Source organism: Duganella sp. CT11-25, from assembly GCF_047302815.1.
In the GTDB taxonomy this organism is placed as follows: domain Bacteria; phylum Pseudomonadota; class Gammaproteobacteria; order Burkholderiales; family Burkholderiaceae_D; genus Rugamonas.
The window spans coordinates 2,905,151-2,921,034 of the sequence record NZ_JBKBFD010000001.1; the positions used below are offsets into that span (position 1 = coordinate 2,905,151).

Genomic DNA, 15,884 nt, shown 5'->3' on the forward strand with positions numbered 1-15,884 from the left:
CACAAATTAATTGGGTTATTAGTGCGCGCCGCCGCCACCGCCGGCGGAAGGGGCTTTGACCTTGTCCGAGAACCACAGCACGCCGATGCAGCCGAACAGCACCGCCGCGACCAGGAAGAAGCCGTCGTTATACGCCATCACATAAGCCTCGCGCCGCACGATGCCGTCGACCGCCTTGAGCGCCATGTCCGACGCCGTGCTGGCGTCGAAGCCCTTGCCGATGAACGATTGCGTCAATGCCGCCAGGCGTTCCTGCGTCGCCATCGCAAAGCCGGTCACCGACTCGCCGATGCGCTGCGAATGGAAATGCTCGCGCGAGGTCAGCGCCGTCGCCAGCAAGGCGATGCCGATCGAGCCGCCCAGGTTGCGGGTCATGTTGATCAGGCTCGAAGCCGAAGGCATGTCTTTCGGCTGGATGCCGTTCATCGCGAAGTTCGACAGGGTCAGCATCACGAACGGCTGGCCCAATGCACGCACGATCTGCGACAGCAGCAGCTGGTCGTAGCCGGTGGTCGCATCCATGTAGGCGTTCATCAGGCAGGAGCCGCCGAACAGCAGCAGGCCGAAAGTGCACAGGATGCGGTTGTCGACCTTCGACGACAGCTTGGCCACGAACGGCATGATGAACAGCTGCGGCAAGCCGGCCCACATGATGACCTCGCCGATCTGCATCGGCGAGTAGCCGGCGATCTGGCCCAGGTACAGCGGCAGCAGGAACGCCGAACCGTACAAGCCCATGCCCATCGCCATCGACAGCGCGGTGGCCGCGAAGAAGTTGCGCTGGCCGTACAGGCCCAGGTTCACAAACGGCTGCTTGCGCGTGGCGCTGGTCACCACCCAGCCCAGCAGGCCGATGATGGCCATCGCCGCGAAGGTGATGATGAACGACGAATCGAACCAGTCCTTGCTGTTGCCCTCTTCCAGGAAGATGGTCAGGCTGCCCAGGCCGACGGCCATGAAGGCGATGCCCAGCCAGTCGGCGTTGAGCAGCATCGAAGGCTGCGCCTTCTCCTTGTCCAGACCGAGCGCGATGCCGCCGATCAGCAGCAGGCCAGGCACCCAGTTGATGTAGAAGATGGAAGGCCAGCCATACAGCTCGCTCAGGTAGCCGCCGAAGGTCGGGCCCATCGACGGCGCCAGCGTCGCGGTCAGGCCGAAGATCGCCATGCCGGTCGCGCGCTTGGACGGCGGCAGCTTGGTCATCACCAGCGTCATCGCCATCGGGATCAGCGCGCCGCCGGTAAAGCCCTGCAGCATGCGGAAGGCGATCATGCTCGGCAGGTTCCAGGCGAAGCCGCACAGCGTGGAGAACACCAGGAACAGCGCGGTGGTGCCCATCATGTAGGCGCGCATGCCGAACACGCGGGTCAGCAGGCCGGTCATCGGAATCACGACGATCTCCGCCACCAGGTAGGCGGTAGCGATCCACGAGCCCTCTTCCTGCGTGGCAGACAGCGTGCCGAGGATGTCCTTCAGCGACGAGTTGGTGATCTGGATGTCGAGCACCGCCATGAAGGCGCCCAGCATGCCGGCGGCCACCGCCATCCAGGTGCGGCCCGAGACCTTCTCGCTTGGCATGATCGGCGCGAGCGCGGGTTTCCCCGCCTGGCCGCCAGCCGGCGTATCGATTGTGGTGCTAGCCATGGCGTGTCCTTAGTGCTGTTTGATGGCCACTTCGGCGATCGCCGACATGCCCGGCACCAGGCGGCCGCTCAGGGCCTTCACGTCTTCCGGCTTGAAGGTGATCTTGACCGGCACGCGCTGGACGATCTTGGTGAAGTTGCCGGTGGCGTTATCGGCCGGCAGCAGCGCGAACTGCGCGCCCGAAGCCGGCGCGAAGCTGTCCACCTTGCCGACCAGTTCCTTGCCCGGAATCGCATCGATGCTGACTTTGACTTCCTGGCCCGGTTTCAGGTCGGCCAGCTGGGTTTCCTTGAAGTTGGCGGTCAGCCAGACGTTTTCCTGCACGATGGCGGTCAGCTGCTGGCCCGGCGTCACGCGCTGGCCCACTTCGACCGAGCGCTTGCCGATACGGCCGCCGACCGGCGCCAGCACCTTGTTGTACGCCAGTTGCTGCTGGGCGTCCTTGAGCTGCACGCGCAGCACGGCCACTTGCGACTTCAGTACTTCGCGCGCCGAATGGGCGGCGGTGATCTGTGCCTTGGCGGCGGTGGCGCTGTCCTTGCGCGCGGCCAGGTCGGCCACGGCGCTGGCGCGGCCGGCGACGGCGGCGTCCAGCTCGGCCTTCGACACGGCCTTCATCTGGCTGTTATACAGCTGGCCGTAGCGTTCCGCGTCCTGCCTGGCGCGCACCAGCTGCGCTTCCGACTGCGCCACCTGGGCGGCGGCGCCGCTGGCCTGGGCCTGCACCTGGGCGATCTGCGCGTCCGACTGCACCACTTGCTGCTCGGCGGTGGCGATCTGCGCCTGGATCTGCTCGACCTTGACGCGCTGGTCGAACGGGTCCAGCTCGGCGATCACATCGCCTTCCTTGACGATCTGGTTGTCGTCGATCAGCACCTTGGTGACCACGCCGGCAATGCGGGCCGACACCGGATGCACGTGGCCCGCCACATAGGCGTTCTCGGTCTCGACGAAATAATGACTGCGGTACCACATGCGGCCACCGGCGGCCAGCGCGGCGATCGCCACCAGCGCGGCCACCACCAGCACTTTGCGGTTGGGCGCGGCCGGACCGGCCGGCGCGGCCGCGGTTGGCGCTGCCTGCGCGGCCGGGACGGCGCTGAGCACTTTTTGTTCTTGGGTGTGCTGAGTGGACATATGTTGCTCCAGAAATGAAATGGGATAAGTGCATTATTCGCCGGATTTTCGGCAAAGTCAAGAAATGAAACGATTGCATTTCATTTTATTTTGGACTAGCATGTCGGCATTCGATATCATTGCCGCCATGAACATGACTCCCGCTACCGCCGTCGCCGACCAGGACGATACAGATTGTCCGGAAGGCGTTTCCTACGCCACCGATTCGCCCTGCTACGGCAAGGCGGCCGGCCGCCCGCGCGCGGCCGACAAGGAAGCCCGGATGCAGTCATTGCTGCACACGGCGGCGCAGCTGTTCCTGGAAAAAGGCTATAGCAAGGTCAGCCTGGAAATGATCGCCCGCGAGGCCCACGTCGCGGTGCGCACCATCTACGTCAAGTTCGGCGGCAAGGCCGGACTGCTCAACGCCGTCATCGAAAATGGCCGCGCGCATTTCTTCGCCGGCATGAGCGACATGGAAACCGACCCGCGCCCGCTGCGCGAGGTGCTGGACGACTTCGCGCAGCGCTTCCTCGACCTGGTGACGGCGCCGCCCTTCGTCAACCTGCACCGCATGGTGGTGGCCGAAGCCAAGACCACGCCGGAGCTGGCGCAGACCTTCTACCAGGCCGGTCCGCAGCGCACGCGCGAGCAGCTGACGCGCTTTTTTGCCCGTCCCGACATCCGCAGCCAGCTGCGGCCCGAGGTGCCGCTGGACATGCTGGCCGTGCACCTGACCTGCGCCCTGCTGGGCGACAATATGACGCGCATGCTGTTCCCGCCCGACCACCCGCCCAGCGCAGCCGAGCTGCGGCTCCAGGCCAAGGAGGCGCTGGACTTCTTCCTGCACGGCGTGCTGCGCTAACGCGCTGCAATGAATTACACGCGGAACGCTGCCAAATTTTGCCATTTGTTCTATACTGTTTTTTTGAAAACGGAGCGCACATGAGCAAAACGAATCGACTGGACTGGAGCAAGCAAGTAACGCTCATGAACGAACGCATCAAGAGCTTCCAGGCCAACCCCGGCCAGGAACAGCTGGACGCCGTCATCGAGGAATTGAAAGCCTACGCCGAAGCGGCCCGCACCGGCGGCATCGAAATCCCCACCCTCTTCACCACCTAGGCACCGGACCGCGACATGAAAGTCCTGCGCTGGCTGCTGATCCTGATCGTACTGGCCGGCGGCGGCGCCGCCGGTTACTACCACTACAAGAATCCCGAGAAGCGCACGCTGGACGACGGCGCCCGCGCGGCGGCCGCCGCCTCCGGCGCCTATGCCGCGCTGAGCGACGGCGCCACCCACTACGAAGCCGCCGGCCCCGCCCATGGCCGCGTGGCGGTGCTGGTGCACGGCTTCTCCGTGCCTTCCTACATCTGGGACCCGACCTTCGCCGCGCTGCGCGACGCCGGCTACCGCGTGATCCGCTACGACCTGTACGGCCGCGGCCTGTCCGACCGTCCGGACGCCGCCTACGACGGCGCCTTCTACGACAAGCAGCTCGACGAGTTGCTGGCCGCGCTCAAGGTCGACGGCCCGATCGACCTGTTCGGCCTGTCGTTCGGCGGCTACGTCGCCGCGCATTACGCCTCCACGCATCCGCAGCGCGTGCGCACGCTGCACCTGGTCGATCCATCGAACATGGCGCCGAGCTTGTCGTGGCAATTCGCCGCGCCGCTGCTGGGGCCTTACCTGTTCCAGGTCGGCGCCGTGCCGACCATGGCCGACAACCAGAGCGGCGACTTCCTCCGTCCCGAGCAGTTCCCCGGCTGGGCCGAGCGCTATCGCCCGCAGATGCAATACCACGGCTTCGGCCGCGCGCTGTACCGCTCGCGCCTGAACCTCGCGCGCGCCGACTTCGACGGCATCTACGCCGCCATCGCGCGCGCCGGCACGCCGGTGCAACTGGTCTGGGGCAAGCAGGATCCGGTCATCCCGGTCGCGCAATCGGCCCGCATCCGCCGCGCCATCCCGTCGCTGGAATACGTCGAGATCGACCAGTCGGGCCACCTGCCGCAAATGGAGCAGGCGGCGATCTTCAACCAGCGCATGCTGGCCCACCTGGCCGCGCACCCGTGATGAACATCCGCACCCTGCAAGCCGACGACGAAGCCCGCCTGCTGGCGTTTGAACTGGAAAACCGGGATTGGTTCGAGCAGCACGTGGAAGCGCGCGCGGCGGCGTTCTACACGCCGGCAGGCGTGGCCGCCCACATCGCCGACTACCTGCGCGACTATGCGGCGGGCATCATGCACCCGTGTGTGCTGGTGGAAGACGACGGCGCCATCATCGGCCGCGCCAACGTGCGCCGCATCGACCCGGCCGCAGGCACCGGCGAAGTCGGCTACCGCATCGCCCGCAGCCAGGCGCGCAAAGGCCTGGCCAGCGGCGCGCTGGAGCACCTGAAGGAGCTGGCGCGCACGCGCTACGGCCTGCGCATGCTGAACGCCTGGATCGCCGAAGAGAATCTCGGCTCGCGCCGCGTGATGGAAAAATGCCACTTCACCCGCGCCACGCTGACGCCGCCCATCGCCGTCGCCGTCAACGACGACAGCCACGACTCCTACCTCTACCAATGCCACTTGTAGAGTTCAGCCCGCCGAGGTAATCGCCTTGCGCGACCAGGCCAGCAATTGCTCGCTATCGTCCAGCAGGAACTCCGGGGCGGTGTAGAACTTGCGCACTTCGACCCGGCCTTTCTTGGTCGAGTAGGAGAACGGCTCCGCGCCTTGCGCGATGAAGTCGGCGCGGGTGGCGTCGCAAACGCGCAGGTAGAGCGTACTGCCCATCACCCACGCGAACTGCTTGCCGTGATAGCTGAAGGCGCGGCCGCCGAAAAACACCGCATCCGTCACCGCCGCGCCCAAGGGCGCAAACTGCTCGCGCATCCAGGCGACGAATTCGGCGCTCGCTCCCATCTTACTTGCGGGCCTGCGCCACCAGCGCGTCCAGCACCTGCAAGGTCGCCTGGTTCAGCTGCGCGCGCGGGATCTGGCCCGGATTGGCGGCATCCACCATGCTCGGGTTGGTGGAGAAACGGCCGTCGACAATCAGCGTCGGCGTGCTGTTGACTTCATACGTTCCCGCCACGCGGCCGGCGTTCTTCAGCCGCGTCATCACCGCGAACGAGTTGTAGACGGCCGTGAACTTGTCCTTGTCGATGCCGTTCTTGACGGCCCAATCGATGTTGTCCGCGTCGCTCTTCAGGCGGCGGCGCTCGACGTGCCAGGTGCTCAACACCTTGGCGTGCAACTGCTCTTCCAGCTTCATCGCCTCCAGCGCCAGGAACAGGTGCGCTTCCGGATCGTTCTCGCCGGTCAGCGGCAGGTGGATGCGGCGGAACACGATGTTGTCGCCCTGCTTCTTGACCCAATCCAGCATGGCCGGTTCCAGCGCGTAGCAAGCCGGGCAGTGGTACATGAAGAACTCGATCACCTCGACTTTTTTGCCGACGGCCTGCACCGTCTGCGGCGCCTTCAAGGTGAGGTATTCGGCGCCGTTGCGCGGCGCGGCCGGCGAGGCAAAAGCGGTGGCGGCGCACAGGCCCGCAACGGCGACAGCAATCTTCAGCAAACGCATGGTCTTCCTCGTGTTAGGTAAAGGCAGCAGAATAGCACCGTTCCGATTATTCCTCCACGGGCGGCGCCTCCAATCCGGCGATGTCCTTCATCAGCGCGATCAGGCGCTTGGCGCCCAGGCCCAGCGGCCTGTCGTTGACCCACACCACGTCGACCCACAGCCGCACCTGGTTGCTCATGTGGGCGAAGCCGATGCCCAGCAGTTCGCCGCTGTCGAGCATCGGCGCCGCCAGCCGCTTGGGCAGATAGGCCCACCCCAGCCCCGCCTGCACCAGCCGCAGCGTGGCCAGGTGGCTGTCGGTGCGCCAGACCTTACGCGAGATCAGCACGCGCTGGTCGGCTTCCTCGCCGGCCGCTTGCGTGTCTCGGCTGACGATGGCGATCTGGCGCATGTCGACCAGGTCCTCCAGGCGGAAGTGGCCGTTGCGCTCCCGCGCCAGCGGATGCTGCGGCGAGATCACCGCCACCAGCATCTCGCTGCCCAGCTCCTGGAAACTCTCGCGCTCATCGACGCGGGCACGCTCGTAGATCAGCGCCAGCTGCGCCGCGCCGTCATGCAGCATGCGCAGCGCGTCGGCCTGCGGCGCCGACAGCACCTCCACTTCCAGCGACGGGAACTCCTCGGCCAATCGCGCCAGCGGATCGCTCCACGCCGCCGACAGCAGCTCGGGCGCGATGGCCAGCGTCAGCCGCTGCTCCAGGCCCTGGTGCAGCGACAGCGCGTGCGCCTGCAGGCGCCGCAACTGCCCCGCCATCTGCCGCGCCTCGGCCTCCAGCGCCCGCGCCGACTCGGTCGGCCGCACCTCGCGCGAGCTGCGCTCGAACAGCTGCAGGTCCAGTTCCGCTTCCAGGTGCCCGATCGCCATGCTGACGGCCGACGGCACCCGTCCCAGCGCCCGTGCCGCCGCCGAGAAGGAACCGTGATCTAGCACGGCGAGAAAGATTGCAATGTTGTCGCTGGAGAAGGCCATGCCACATGCTGTCAGAAAAACTGATAGCTGTCGACTTTTTCAATCAAAAAATCTCTATTACCATCTCAGTATTGGAATCAAGGAGAAACATCATGCAAGGCATTAAACGCAAAGTCATCTACGCCACCCTGTTTGAACTGATCGCCGTCGCCCTCACCAGCAGCCTGCTGATGCTGCTGCTGGCCGGCCATGACGCCGGACACGCCGGTGTCGCCGCCGTCGCCTCGTCCATCATCGCGCTGCTGTGGAACCTGGTCTACAACACGCTGTTCGAAGCGTGGGAGGCGCGCCAGCCCACGCGCGGCCGCGGCTGGATGCGCCGCGCCGCGCACGCCATCGGCTTCGAAGGCGGCCTGGTGGTGATCCTGGTGCCGCTGTTCGCCTGGTGGCTGGATATCTCGCTGTGGCAAGCCTTCGTGCTGGACCTGGGGCTGGTGCTGTTCTTCATGGTCTACACCTTCCTGTTCAGCCTTGCGTTCGACCGCATCTTCGGCCTGCCCGCGTCGGCACAAGCCTGAGCTACAATCGAACGCAATCGTTCAACTGGAGCCCACATGATCTTGAAACCGTTCGCCTTTGCCGCCCTTGCCCTGTCCATGGGCATGGCCACCGCCGCGCAGCTGTCGCCCATCGAGCAAAAGATCGTCGCCGAGGTCAAGGCGCATTCGGAACAGGGCCTGCAACTGCTGGAGCGTTCGGTCAACATCAACAGCGGCACCATGAACCACGAAGGCGTGCGGGAAGTCGGCAAGGTGTTCCGCGAACAGTTCGATCAACTGGGCTTCAAGACGCGCTGGATCGACATGCCGCCGGAAGTGAAGCGCGCCGGCCACCTGCTGGCCACGCGCGAAGGCAAGCGGGGCAAGCGCCTGCTGCTGATCGGCCATCTGGACACCGTGTTTGAAAAAGACAGCCCGGTGCAGCTGTGGAAGCGCGACGGCGACCGCGTGCGCGGCCAGGGCGTCAACGACATGAAGGGCGGCGACGTCATCATCGTCGAAGCGCTGCGCGCTTTGCAGCGCGTGGGTGCGCTCGATAACACCACGATCACCGTGATGTTCAGCGGCGACGAAGAAAACGCCGGCGATCCGGTCGCCATCTCGCGCGGCGACATGGTGGCCGCCGCCAAGCGCAGCGACATCGCGCTCGCCTTCGAAGGCACGGTGCGCAACAAGGAAGGCAAGGATACCGGCACCATCGGCCGCCGCGCCTCGTCGTCATGGGAGCTGCAAGTCAAGGGCAAGCAAGGCCACTCCAGCGGCATCTTCACCGAGAGCGCCGGCTATGGCGCCATCTACGAGGCGGCGCGTATCGTCGACGGCTTCCGCCAGCAGGTGATCGAACCCGACCTCACCTTCAGCCCGGGCCTGATCGTCGGCGGCACCGACGCCACCACCAATGCGCTCGGCACGACCGGACAGGCGGCCGGCAAGAGCAACGTCATCTCGCGCACCGCCACCGTGGAAGGCGACCTGCGCTACATCAGCTACGAACAGCGCGACCGCGCGCACGCGAAGATGAAAGCCATCGTCGCGCAGAACCTGCCGGGCACCAGCGCCAGCATCGCCTTCCACGACTCCTATCCGCCGATGTCGCCGACCGCAGGCAACCTCGCGGTGCTGAAGGTGTACTCCCAGGCCAGCAGCGACGCCGGCCTGGGCGAGATCCCCGCCCTGCCGCCGGGCCAGCGCGGCGCCGGCGACATCCAGTTCGTCGCCCCGCTGCTCGACAGCCTGGACGGCCTGGGCGCGGCCGGCAACGGCGCCCACTCGCCCGACGAAGACCTGGAGATCGCCTCCATCGAACGCGCCACCATCCGCACCGCGATCCTGATCTACCGCCTGACGCGTTAAGCCAGGATCAGGAAGCCGAGCGCCACCCCGGCCAGCAGGCCGAGGCTGGCGATCAGGATGTAGGCGATCAGCGCCAGCATCGCGGCGCCCTTGCTGTCCAGCGGCAAGCCGGAAACCGTGCGCGCGCGCGGCGCCAGATACCAGGCGCCGATGCCGACCTGGATCACCATCCCCGCAGCGATCGACACCGCCAGCGGCACCGTATTGCCGGACAGACGGTTGAGCAGCGTGCCGGCTCCCAGCACCATCAGCAGCATCAAGCTGAAGATGCAGGCATCGCGCCAGCTCAGGCGCGAACGCCGGTAAAGGAAAGCGGAAAGTTTGACGATGCTGGTGTAGAGCGCGACCGACAGCAGCAACGGCACAAAAGACGGCATGGTAAATCCTTAAAAATAAAAAAAACCGGGAACGCGTCCCGGTTTCGTGGTGATGCCTTGCTTAGCGCTTGCGCGGCGGCGGCAGGTCGGTGCAGACGCCTTCGTACACTTCGGCGGCCATGCCGATCGACTCGCCCAGTGTCGGGTGCGGGTGGATCGTCTTGCCGATGTCGGTGCCGTCGGCGCCCATCTCGATCGCCAGCGCGATCTCGCCGATCATGTCGCCGGCATGCGTGCCGACGATGGTGCCGCCGATGATGCGGTGCGTCTCAGCGTCGAACAGCAGCTTCGTGAAGCCTTCGGCGCGGCCGTTGGCCACGGCGCGGCCGCTCGCCGCCCAAGGGAAGTGGCCCTTCTCGACCTTGATGCCCTTGGCTTTCGCTTCGTCCTCGGTGATGCCGGCCCATGCCACTTCCGGATCGGTGTAGGCCACCGATGGAATCACCTTCACATCGAAGTGCGACTTCTGGCCCGCTGCCGCCTCGGCAGCCACATGGCCTTCGTGCACCGCCTTGTGCGCCAGCATAGGCTGGCCCACCAGGTCGCCGATGGCGAAGATGTTCGGCACGTTGGTGCGCATCTGGCTGTCGACCGCGATGAAGCCGCGATCGGTCACCACCACGCCAGCCTTGTCGGCGGCGATCTTCTTGCCGTTCGGGCTGCGGCCAACCGCGACCAGCACCAGGTCGTAGACTTGCGGTGCGGGCGCGGTGGCGCCGGCTTCCGCCGCTTCGAAGGTGACTTTGATCCCTTCCGGCAGCGCTTCAACGCCGACCGTCTTGGTCTTGGTCATGATGTTGTCGAAGCGCTTCTCGTTGAACTTCTGCCAGACCTTGACCGCATCGCGGTCGGCGCCTTGCATCAGGCCGTCCATCATTTCGACCACGTCGATGCGCGCACCGAAGGTCGAGTAGACGGTGGCCATTTCCAGGCCGATGATGCCGCCGCCGATGACCAGCATGCGTTTCGGGATCTGGCGCAGTTCCAGCGCGCCGGTCGAATCGACGATGCGCGGATCTTCAGGAACGAACGGCAGCTTCACCACAGCCGAACCGGCGGCGATGATGGCCTGCTTGAACTGCACCACTTTCCTGGTGCCGTCGCCGGCGGTGACTTCGATGTGGTTCGCGCTCAGGAACTGGCCGACGCCGGTGACGACTTGCGTCTTGCGGGCCTTGGCCATGCCGGCCAGACCGCCGGTCATGTTCTTGATGACGCCTTCCTTGTACTTGCGTACCTGGTCGATGTCGATGGTCGGCTTGGCGAAGGTGACGCCGGTGTTGGACATGTGCGCGGTCTCGTCGATCACGGACGCCACGTGCAGCAGCGCTTTCGACGGGATGCAGCCGACGTTCAGGCACACGCCGCCCAGCGTTTCGTAACGCTCGACGATCACCGTGTTCAGGCCCAGGTCGGCGGCGCGGAACGCGGCGGAGTAACCGCCAGGACCACCGCCCAGTACCATCATGTCGCAATCAATGTCGACCTGGCCGGCGTAGCTGCCACCGGCCGGCGCGGCGATCGGTGCGGGCGCTGGAGCTGCGGCGGCCGGAGCCGGTGCGGCTGCCGCAGGCGCTGGCGCCGCAGCGGCCGGAGCGGGAGCAGCAGCACCCGCCGAAGCCTCCACCACCAGCATCGCCACGCCTTCCTTGACCTTGTCGCCGACCTTGACCTTGACTTCCTTCACCACACCCGCGTGCGACGAAGGAACTTCCATGCTGGCCTTGTCCGATTCAACGGTGATGATCGACTGGTCAACCTTGATCGTATCGCCGACCTTGACCATCACTTCGATTACTTCAACTTCTGCGAAGTCGCCGATATTCGGCACTTTCACTTCTGTGCTCATAGTCGCTCCTTACAGCAGAATTTTGCGCATGTCGCCGAGCACTTCGCTCAGGTACACGGAGAAGCGAGCACCCATCGCACCATCGACCACGCGGTGGTCGTAGGACAGCGAGGTACCCATCATCAGGCGAGGCTGGAAGGCCTTGCCGTCCCAGACCGGCTTGATCGACGCCTTGGACAAGCCAAGGATCGCCACTTCCGGCGCGTTGACGATAGGCGTGAAGTGCGTGCCGCCGATGCCGCCCAGCGACGAGATGGTGAAGCTGGCGCCCTGCATGTCGGTCGGTTTCAGCTTGCCTTCGCGTGCTTGCAGCGACAGTTCGGTCATTTCGCGGGCGATCTGCGAGACCGATTTCTGGTCGGCGTTCTTGATCACCGGTACCACCAGGCCGTTCGGCGTGTCGGCCGCGAAGCCGATGTTGTAGTACTGCTTGAGGATCAGGTTTTCACCCTTCTCATCCAGCGACGCGTTAAACGACGGGAATTTCTTCAATGCGGCGACCGATGCCTTGATGACGAAGGCCAGCATGGTCAGCTTGGCGGCGTCCTTGTTCTTGGCATTGGCGTTGTTGGTCTCGACGCGGAACGCTTCCAGGTCGGTGATGTCGGCATCGTCGAACTGCGTGACGTGCGGGATCATGACCCAGTTGCGGTGCAGGTTAGGACCGCTGATTTTCTTGATGCGCGACAGCGGCAGCAGTTCGGTCGGACCGAATTTGCTGAAGTCGATCACCGGCCATGGCAGCACGCTCATGCCGCCGTTCGCGCCGCCGGCTGGAGCCGAAGCGCCGGCAGGTGCGGCGGTGGTGCCGGCCATCACGCCCTTGACGTAGTTCTGCACGTCGAGCTGGGTGATGCGGCCTTTAGGACCGGAGCCCGGCACTTTGCCCAGATCCACGCCCAGTTCGCGGGCGAACTTGCGGATCGACGGCGATGCGTGCGCCAGCTTGCCGGTTTGGACCGAACCTTGCGACGCCGCCGGAGCAGCAGCTGCTACGGCCGGAGCCGGCGCAGGCGCTGGTGCCGCAGCGGCGGCAGGTGCTGGTGCCGCAGCCGGAGCGGCGGCCGCAGGAGCTGCGCCACCGGAGGCTTCCACCACGAACACGATCGAACCCATGGCAACCTTGTCGCCAACCTTGACCTTGACTTCCTTCACCACACCAGCGTGCGACGAAGGAATTTCCATGCTGGCCTTGTCCGATTCGACGGTCAGCAGCGACTGGTCGACCTTGATCGTGTCGCCAACCTTGACCATCACTTCGATGACTTCCACTTCCTTGAAGTCGCCGATATCCGGCACCTTGACTTCGACCGGGCCGGCCGAAGCTGCAGGAGCCGGTGCAGGGGCGGCAGCAGCTGGCGCGGCAGCAGCGGCGGCAGGCGCTGGTGCTGGCGCAGCAGCGGCCGGTACGGCGGCAGGAGCCGCAGCGGCGCCGTCAGCCTCCAGCAACAGCAGCAGCGAACCCATGGCCACCTTATCGCCGACCTTGACCTTGATTTCCTTGACCACGCCAGCGGCGGACGAAGGAATCTCCATGCTGGCCTTATCCGATTCAACCGTAATCAGCGACTGGTCCACCTTGATGGTGTCGCCGACCTTGATCATCAACTCGATGATTTCAACTTCCTTGAAATCGCCGATATCCGGGACTTTAACTTCCACAATGCTCATAGCGTTTGCTCCGTTTTCTAATTATTGGGTCACCGGATTTGGCTTGTTCGGATCGAGGTTGTACTTGGCGATAGCCTGTTCAACCACTTTCACGTCGATCTTGCCTTCTTCAGCCAGCGATTTCAGCGCAGCGACCGTGATGTAGTAACGGTTCACTTCGAAGAACTCGCGCAGCGCGGCGCGGCTGTCCGAACGGCCGAAACCGTCGGTGCCCAGCACGCGGAACGTGCGGTCTTTCGGGATGAAGGCGCGGATCTGTTCAGCAAACGCACGCATGTAGTCGGTCGTCGCAACGATAGGACCCGAAGTATCCTTCAGCAGCTGCGCCACGTAAGGCACGCGCTGTGGCTTGGTCGGGTTGACCAGGTTCCAGCGTTCCGCATCCTGGCCATCGCGGGCCACCAGCGTCAGCGACGGTGCGGACCAGACGTCGGCGGCGATGTTCCAGTCGTTCTTCAGCAGTTCCGCGGCGAAGATCGACTCGCGCAGGATGGTGCCGGAACCGATCAGCTGCACGCGCTGCTTGGCCTTCTTGTCGCCTTCCTGCAGCAGGTACATGCCTTTCAGGATGCCCTCTTCCTGGCCCGGCTTGATGCCCGGGTGGGAGTAGTTCTCGTTCATGATGGTGATGTAGTAGAACACGTCTTCCTGTTCTTCCACCATGCGGCGCATACCGTCCTGGATGATCACGGCCAGCTCGTAGCCGAAGGTCGGATCGTAAGGCACGCAGTTAGGCACGGCCGCCGCGAACAGGTGGCTATGGCCGTCTTCGTGCTGCAGGCCTTCGCCGTTCAGCGTGGTACGGCCGGCGGTGCCGCCCATCAGGAAGCCGCGTGCGCGCATGTCGCCCGCCGCCCACACCAGATCGCCGATACGCTGCATGCCGAACATCGAGTAGTAGGTGTAGAACGGCACCATCATGCGGTTGTTGGTCGAGTACGAAGTCGCCGCGGCGATCCACGAGCTCATGCCGCCGGCTTCGTTGATACCCTCTTGCAGGATCTGGCCGGCCTTGTCTTCGCGGTAGTACATGACCTGGTCTTTATCGACCGGCTCGTATAACTGGCCTTGCTGGTTGAAGATGCCCACTTGGCGGAACAGGCCTTCCATACCGAAGGTACGCGACTCATCGACCAGGATCGGCACGATGCGCTGGCCGACGCTGGAATCCTTCAGCAGCGTGGTCAGGATACGCACGTAAGCCTGGGTGCTCGACACTTCGCGGCCTTCCGCGGTCGCATCCAGTACGTTCTGGAAGGCGCTCAGCGGCGGTACGGTCAGTTTCTCGTCGGCTTGCTGGCGGCGGGCCGGCAGGTAGCCGCCCAGCGCCGCGCGGCGCTCGTGCAGGTACTTGATTTCCGGCGCGTCGTCGGCAGGCTTGTAGAACGGGATGTCGGCCAGCTGGTCGTCCGGGATAGGGATCGAGTAGCGGTCGCGCATTTCGCGCACGGCTTCGTCGGTCAGCTTCTTGGTGTTGTGCGCGGTGTTGCGCGCTTCGCCGTGCTTGCCCATGCCGAAGCCCTTGATGGTTTTCACCAGCAGGACGGTCGGTTGGCCTTTGTGTTCCTGGGCGACCTTGAAGGCGGCGTAGATCTTGTGCGGATCGTGGCCGCCGCGGGTCAGGCGCCAGATGTCGTCGTCGGTCATGTTGGCGACCATCTCCAGCAGCTTCGGATGCTTGCCGAAGAAGTTGGCGCGCACGTAGGCGCCGTCTTTCGCCTTGTAGTTCTGGTATTCGCCGTCGACGGTTTCCATCATCACCTTGCGCAGGATGCCTTCTTTATCCTGCTGCAGCAGGGCGTCCCAGCCCGGGCCCCAGATGACCTTGACGACGTTCCAGCCGGCGCCGCGGAAGTCCGCTTCCAGCTCTTGAATGATCTTGCCGTTGCCGCGCACAGGGCCGTCCAGGCGCTGCAGGTTGCAGTTGACCACGATGACCAGGTTGTCCAGCTTCTCACGCGCGGCCATGCCGATCGCGCCCAGCGATTCCGGTTCGTCCATCTCGCCGTCGCCGCAGAACGCCCAGACCTTGCGGTCGGTGGTGTCGGCGATCGAGCGCGCGTGCAGGTACTTCAGGAAGCGCGCCTGGTAGATCGCCATCAGCGGGCCCAGGCCCATCGACACGGTCGGGAACTGCCAGAAGTCCGGCATCAGTTTCGGGTGCGGATACGAGGACAGGCCCTTGCCGTCGACTTCGCGGCGGTAATGGGTCAGCTGCTCTTCGCTCAAACGGCCTTCCAGGAACGCGCGGGCGTAGACGCCTGGCGAGGAGTGGCCCTGGATGTACAGCAGGTCGCCGCCGTGGGTGTCGCTAGGCGCTTTCCAGAAGTGGTTGAAGCCGATGCCCAGCATGTTGGCCAGCGAGGCGAACGAGGACAGGTGGCCACCGAGGTCGCCGTCGACGCGGTTGGCCTTGACCACCATCGCCATGGCGTTCCAGCGCATCCACGAGCGCAGCTTCTCTTCGTATTCCAGGTTGCCCGGGCAATGGACTTCGAGGTGGGTAGGGATGGTGTTGACGTAAGCGGTATTAGCGGAAAACGGGATATCCGAGCCGCTTTGGCGGGCCAGGTCGATCAGGCGTTCCATCAGGTAGTGAGCGCGGTCAGGGCCCTCTTGTTCCAGCACTGCGGCCAGTGCGTCCAACCATTCTTTGGTTTCTTGCGAATCAGGGTCGGTGTTTACCGTTACCTGGTCAAGTTGAGCTGACATGTATTAAGTCTCCTGAGTTAAGTGCCGCGATATATGCTGGCTTCGGGCAGTGGAACGCTGATTATTTACTAATACTTCGATGACGTGTACGGATTCTAACAGCGTTTTTTAGG

Annotated in this window: 15 protein-coding genes; 6 read left to right on the plus strand and 9 right to left on the minus strand. The window is 64.6% G+C overall.

The window, feature by feature from the left end; all coding sequences use genetic code 11:
• Window positions 1–18 precede the first annotated feature (18 nt).
• A complete protein-coding gene (locus tag ACEN9F_RS12375; RefSeq protein WP_413420314.1) occupies window positions 19–1,644 on the minus strand; it encodes a DHA2 family efflux MFS transporter permease subunit in 1,626 nt (541 codons plus the stop codon).
• A 9-nt stretch (window positions 1,645–1,653) separates the two neighbouring features.
• Complete coding sequence (locus tag ACEN9F_RS12380) at window positions 1,654–2,781, minus strand: HlyD family secretion protein (protein ID WP_413420315.1); 1,128 nt, start codon at window positions 2,779–2,781, stop codon at window positions 1,654–1,656.
• Between the two features lie 100 nt (window positions 2,782–2,881).
• Here ACEN9F_RS12380 and ACEN9F_RS12385 point away from each other — a divergent pair, with 100 nt between their 5' ends.
• From ACEN9F_RS12385 to ACEN9F_RS12400, 4 genes are all read left to right on the plus strand, one after another.
• Entirely contained in the window at window positions 2,882–3,625 is a 744-nt protein-coding gene (locus ACEN9F_RS12385) for a TetR/AcrR family transcriptional regulator (protein ID WP_413420316.1), read from the plus strand.
• An 80-nt stretch (window positions 3,626–3,705) separates the two neighbouring features.
• Window positions 3,706–3,885: a hypothetical protein gene (locus ACEN9F_RS12390; protein ID WP_413420317.1), complete on the plus strand. Its 180-nt coding sequence runs from the start codon at window positions 3,706–3,708 to the stop codon at window positions 3,883–3,885.
• 15 nt (window positions 3,886–3,900) lie between these two features.
• A complete protein-coding gene (locus ACEN9F_RS12395; RefSeq protein WP_413420318.1) occupies window positions 3,901–4,839 on the plus strand; it encodes an alpha/beta fold hydrolase in 939 nt (312 codons plus the stop codon).
• Window positions 4,839–5,348: a GNAT family N-acetyltransferase gene (locus ACEN9F_RS12400; RefSeq protein ID WP_413420319.1), complete on the plus strand. Its 510-nt coding sequence runs from the start codon at window positions 4,839–4,841 to the stop codon at window positions 5,346–5,348. The genes ACEN9F_RS12395 and ACEN9F_RS12400 overlap by 1 nt, the downstream gene beginning before the upstream one ends.
• 3 nt (window positions 5,349–5,351) lie before the next feature.
• Here the strand turns inward: ACEN9F_RS12400 and ACEN9F_RS12405 are convergent, their stop codons facing one another.
• The 3 genes from ACEN9F_RS12405 to ACEN9F_RS12415 are packed head-to-tail and all read right to left on the minus strand — an operon-like array spanning window position 5,352 to window position 7,309.
• A complete protein-coding gene (locus ACEN9F_RS12405) occupies window positions 5,352–5,678 on the minus strand; it encodes a TfoX/Sxy family protein (RefSeq protein ID WP_413420320.1) in 327 nt (108 codons plus the stop codon).
• A gap of 1 nt (window position 5,679) precedes the next feature.
• Entirely contained in the window at window positions 5,680–6,339 is a 660-nt protein-coding gene (locus ACEN9F_RS12410; protein ID WP_413420321.1) for a thiol:disulfide interchange protein DsbA/DsbL, read from the minus strand.
• A 46-nt stretch (window positions 6,340–6,385) separates the two neighbouring features.
• A complete protein-coding gene (locus ACEN9F_RS12415; protein ID WP_413420322.1) occupies window positions 6,386–7,309 on the minus strand; it encodes a LysR family transcriptional regulator in 924 nt (307 codons plus the stop codon).
• A gap of 92 nt (window positions 7,310–7,401) precedes the next feature.
• Here ACEN9F_RS12415 and ACEN9F_RS12420 point away from each other — a divergent pair, with 92 nt between their 5' ends.
• Both ACEN9F_RS12420 and ACEN9F_RS12425 read left to right on the plus strand, forming a co-directional pair.
• Window positions 7,402–7,827 carry a PACE efflux transporter gene (locus tag ACEN9F_RS12420; RefSeq protein WP_413420323.1) on the plus strand — a complete coding sequence of 142 codons (426 nt, stop codon included), beginning with the start codon at window positions 7,402–7,404 and terminating at the stop codon, window positions 7,825–7,827.
• 36 nt (window positions 7,828–7,863) lie between these two features.
• Window positions 7,864–9,162: a M20/M25/M40 family metallo-hydrolase gene (locus ACEN9F_RS12425; protein ID WP_413420324.1), complete on the plus strand. Its 1,299-nt coding sequence runs from the start codon at window positions 7,864–7,866 to the stop codon at window positions 9,160–9,162.
• On the opposite strand, the gene ACEN9F_RS12430 is transcribed toward ACEN9F_RS12425, so the two are convergent.
• The 4 genes from ACEN9F_RS12430 to aceE all read right to left on the minus strand — a co-directional run bounded on the left by ACEN9F_RS12430 (window position 9,159) and on the right by aceE (window position 15,771).
• Complete coding sequence (locus ACEN9F_RS12430) at window positions 9,159–9,539, minus strand: hypothetical protein (protein ID WP_413420325.1); 381 nt, start codon at window positions 9,537–9,539, stop codon at window positions 9,159–9,161. The genes ACEN9F_RS12425 and ACEN9F_RS12430 overlap by 4 nt on opposite strands.
• A 61-nt stretch (window positions 9,540–9,600) precedes the next feature.
• Window positions 9,601–11,388, minus strand: a complete 1,788-nt coding sequence (lpdA, locus tag ACEN9F_RS12435; RefSeq protein ID WP_413420326.1) for a dihydrolipoyl dehydrogenase — start codon at window positions 11,386–11,388, stop codon at window positions 9,601–9,603.
• A 9-nt stretch (window positions 11,389–11,397) separates the two neighbouring features.
• Entirely contained in the window at window positions 11,398–13,059 is a 1,662-nt protein-coding gene (aceF, locus tag ACEN9F_RS12440; RefSeq protein WP_413420327.1) for a dihydrolipoyllysine-residue acetyltransferase, read from the minus strand.
• A 21-nt stretch (window positions 13,060–13,080) separates the two neighbouring features.
• The gene (aceE, locus tag ACEN9F_RS12445) at window positions 13,081–15,771 is read right to left on the minus strand and encodes a pyruvate dehydrogenase (acetyl-transferring), homodimeric type (RefSeq protein ID WP_413420328.1); all 2,691 of its coding nucleotides are present in this window, start codon (window positions 15,769–15,771) and stop codon (window positions 13,081–13,083) included.
• Window positions 15,772–15,884: the final 113 nt, after the last annotated feature.

Coding starts and splice junctions, on each gene's coding strand:
- ACEN9F_RS12430 (WP_413420325.1), bottom strand. CDS start 9,539: ATGCCGTCTTTTGTGCCGTTGCTGCTGTCGGTCGCGCTCTACACCAGC.
- ACEN9F_RS12410 (WP_413420321.1), bottom strand. CDS start 6,339: ATGCGTTTGCTGAAGATTGCTGTCGCCGTTGCGGGCCTGTGCGCCGCC.
- ACEN9F_RS12425 (WP_413420324.1), top strand. CDS start 7,864: ATGATCTTGAAACCGTTCGCCTTTGCCGCCCTTGCCCTGTCCATGGGC.
- ACEN9F_RS12420 (WP_413420323.1), top strand. CDS start 7,402: ATGCAAGGCATTAAACGCAAAGTCATCTACGCCACCCTGTTTGAACTG.
- ACEN9F_RS12380 (WP_413420315.1), bottom strand. CDS start 2,781: ATGTCCACTCAGCACACCCAAGAACAAAAAGTGCTCAGCGCCGTCCCG.
- lpdA (WP_413420326.1), bottom strand. CDS start 11,388: ATGAGCACAGAAGTGAAAGTGCCGAATATCGGCGACTTCGCAGAAGTT.
- ACEN9F_RS12385 (WP_413420316.1), top strand. CDS start 2,882: ATGTCGGCATTCGATATCATTGCCGCCATGAACATGACTCCCGCTACC.
- ACEN9F_RS12405 (WP_413420320.1), bottom strand. CDS start 5,678: ATGGGAGCGAGCGCCGAATTCGTCGCCTGGATGCGCGAGCAGTTTGCG.
- ACEN9F_RS12415 (WP_413420322.1), bottom strand. CDS start 7,309: ATGGCCTTCTCCAGCGACAACATTGCAATCTTTCTCGCCGTGCTAGAT.
- aceF (WP_413420327.1), bottom strand. CDS start 13,059: ATGAGCATTGTGGAAGTTAAAGTCCCGGATATCGGCGATTTCAAGGAA.
- ACEN9F_RS12390 (WP_413420317.1), top strand. CDS start 3,706: ATGAGCAAAACGAATCGACTGGACTGGAGCAAGCAAGTAACGCTCATG.
- ACEN9F_RS12375 (WP_413420314.1), bottom strand. CDS start 1,644: ATGGCTAGCACCACAATCGATACGCCGGCTGGCGGCCAGGCGGGGAAA.
- ACEN9F_RS12395 (WP_413420318.1), top strand. CDS start 3,901: ATGAAAGTCCTGCGCTGGCTGCTGATCCTGATCGTACTGGCCGGCGGC.
- ACEN9F_RS12400 (WP_413420319.1), top strand. CDS start 4,839: ATGAACATCCGCACCCTGCAAGCCGACGACGAAGCCCGCCTGCTGGCG.
- aceE (WP_413420328.1), bottom strand. CDS start 15,771: ATGTCAGCTCAACTTGACCAGGTAACGGTAAACACCGACCCTGATTCG.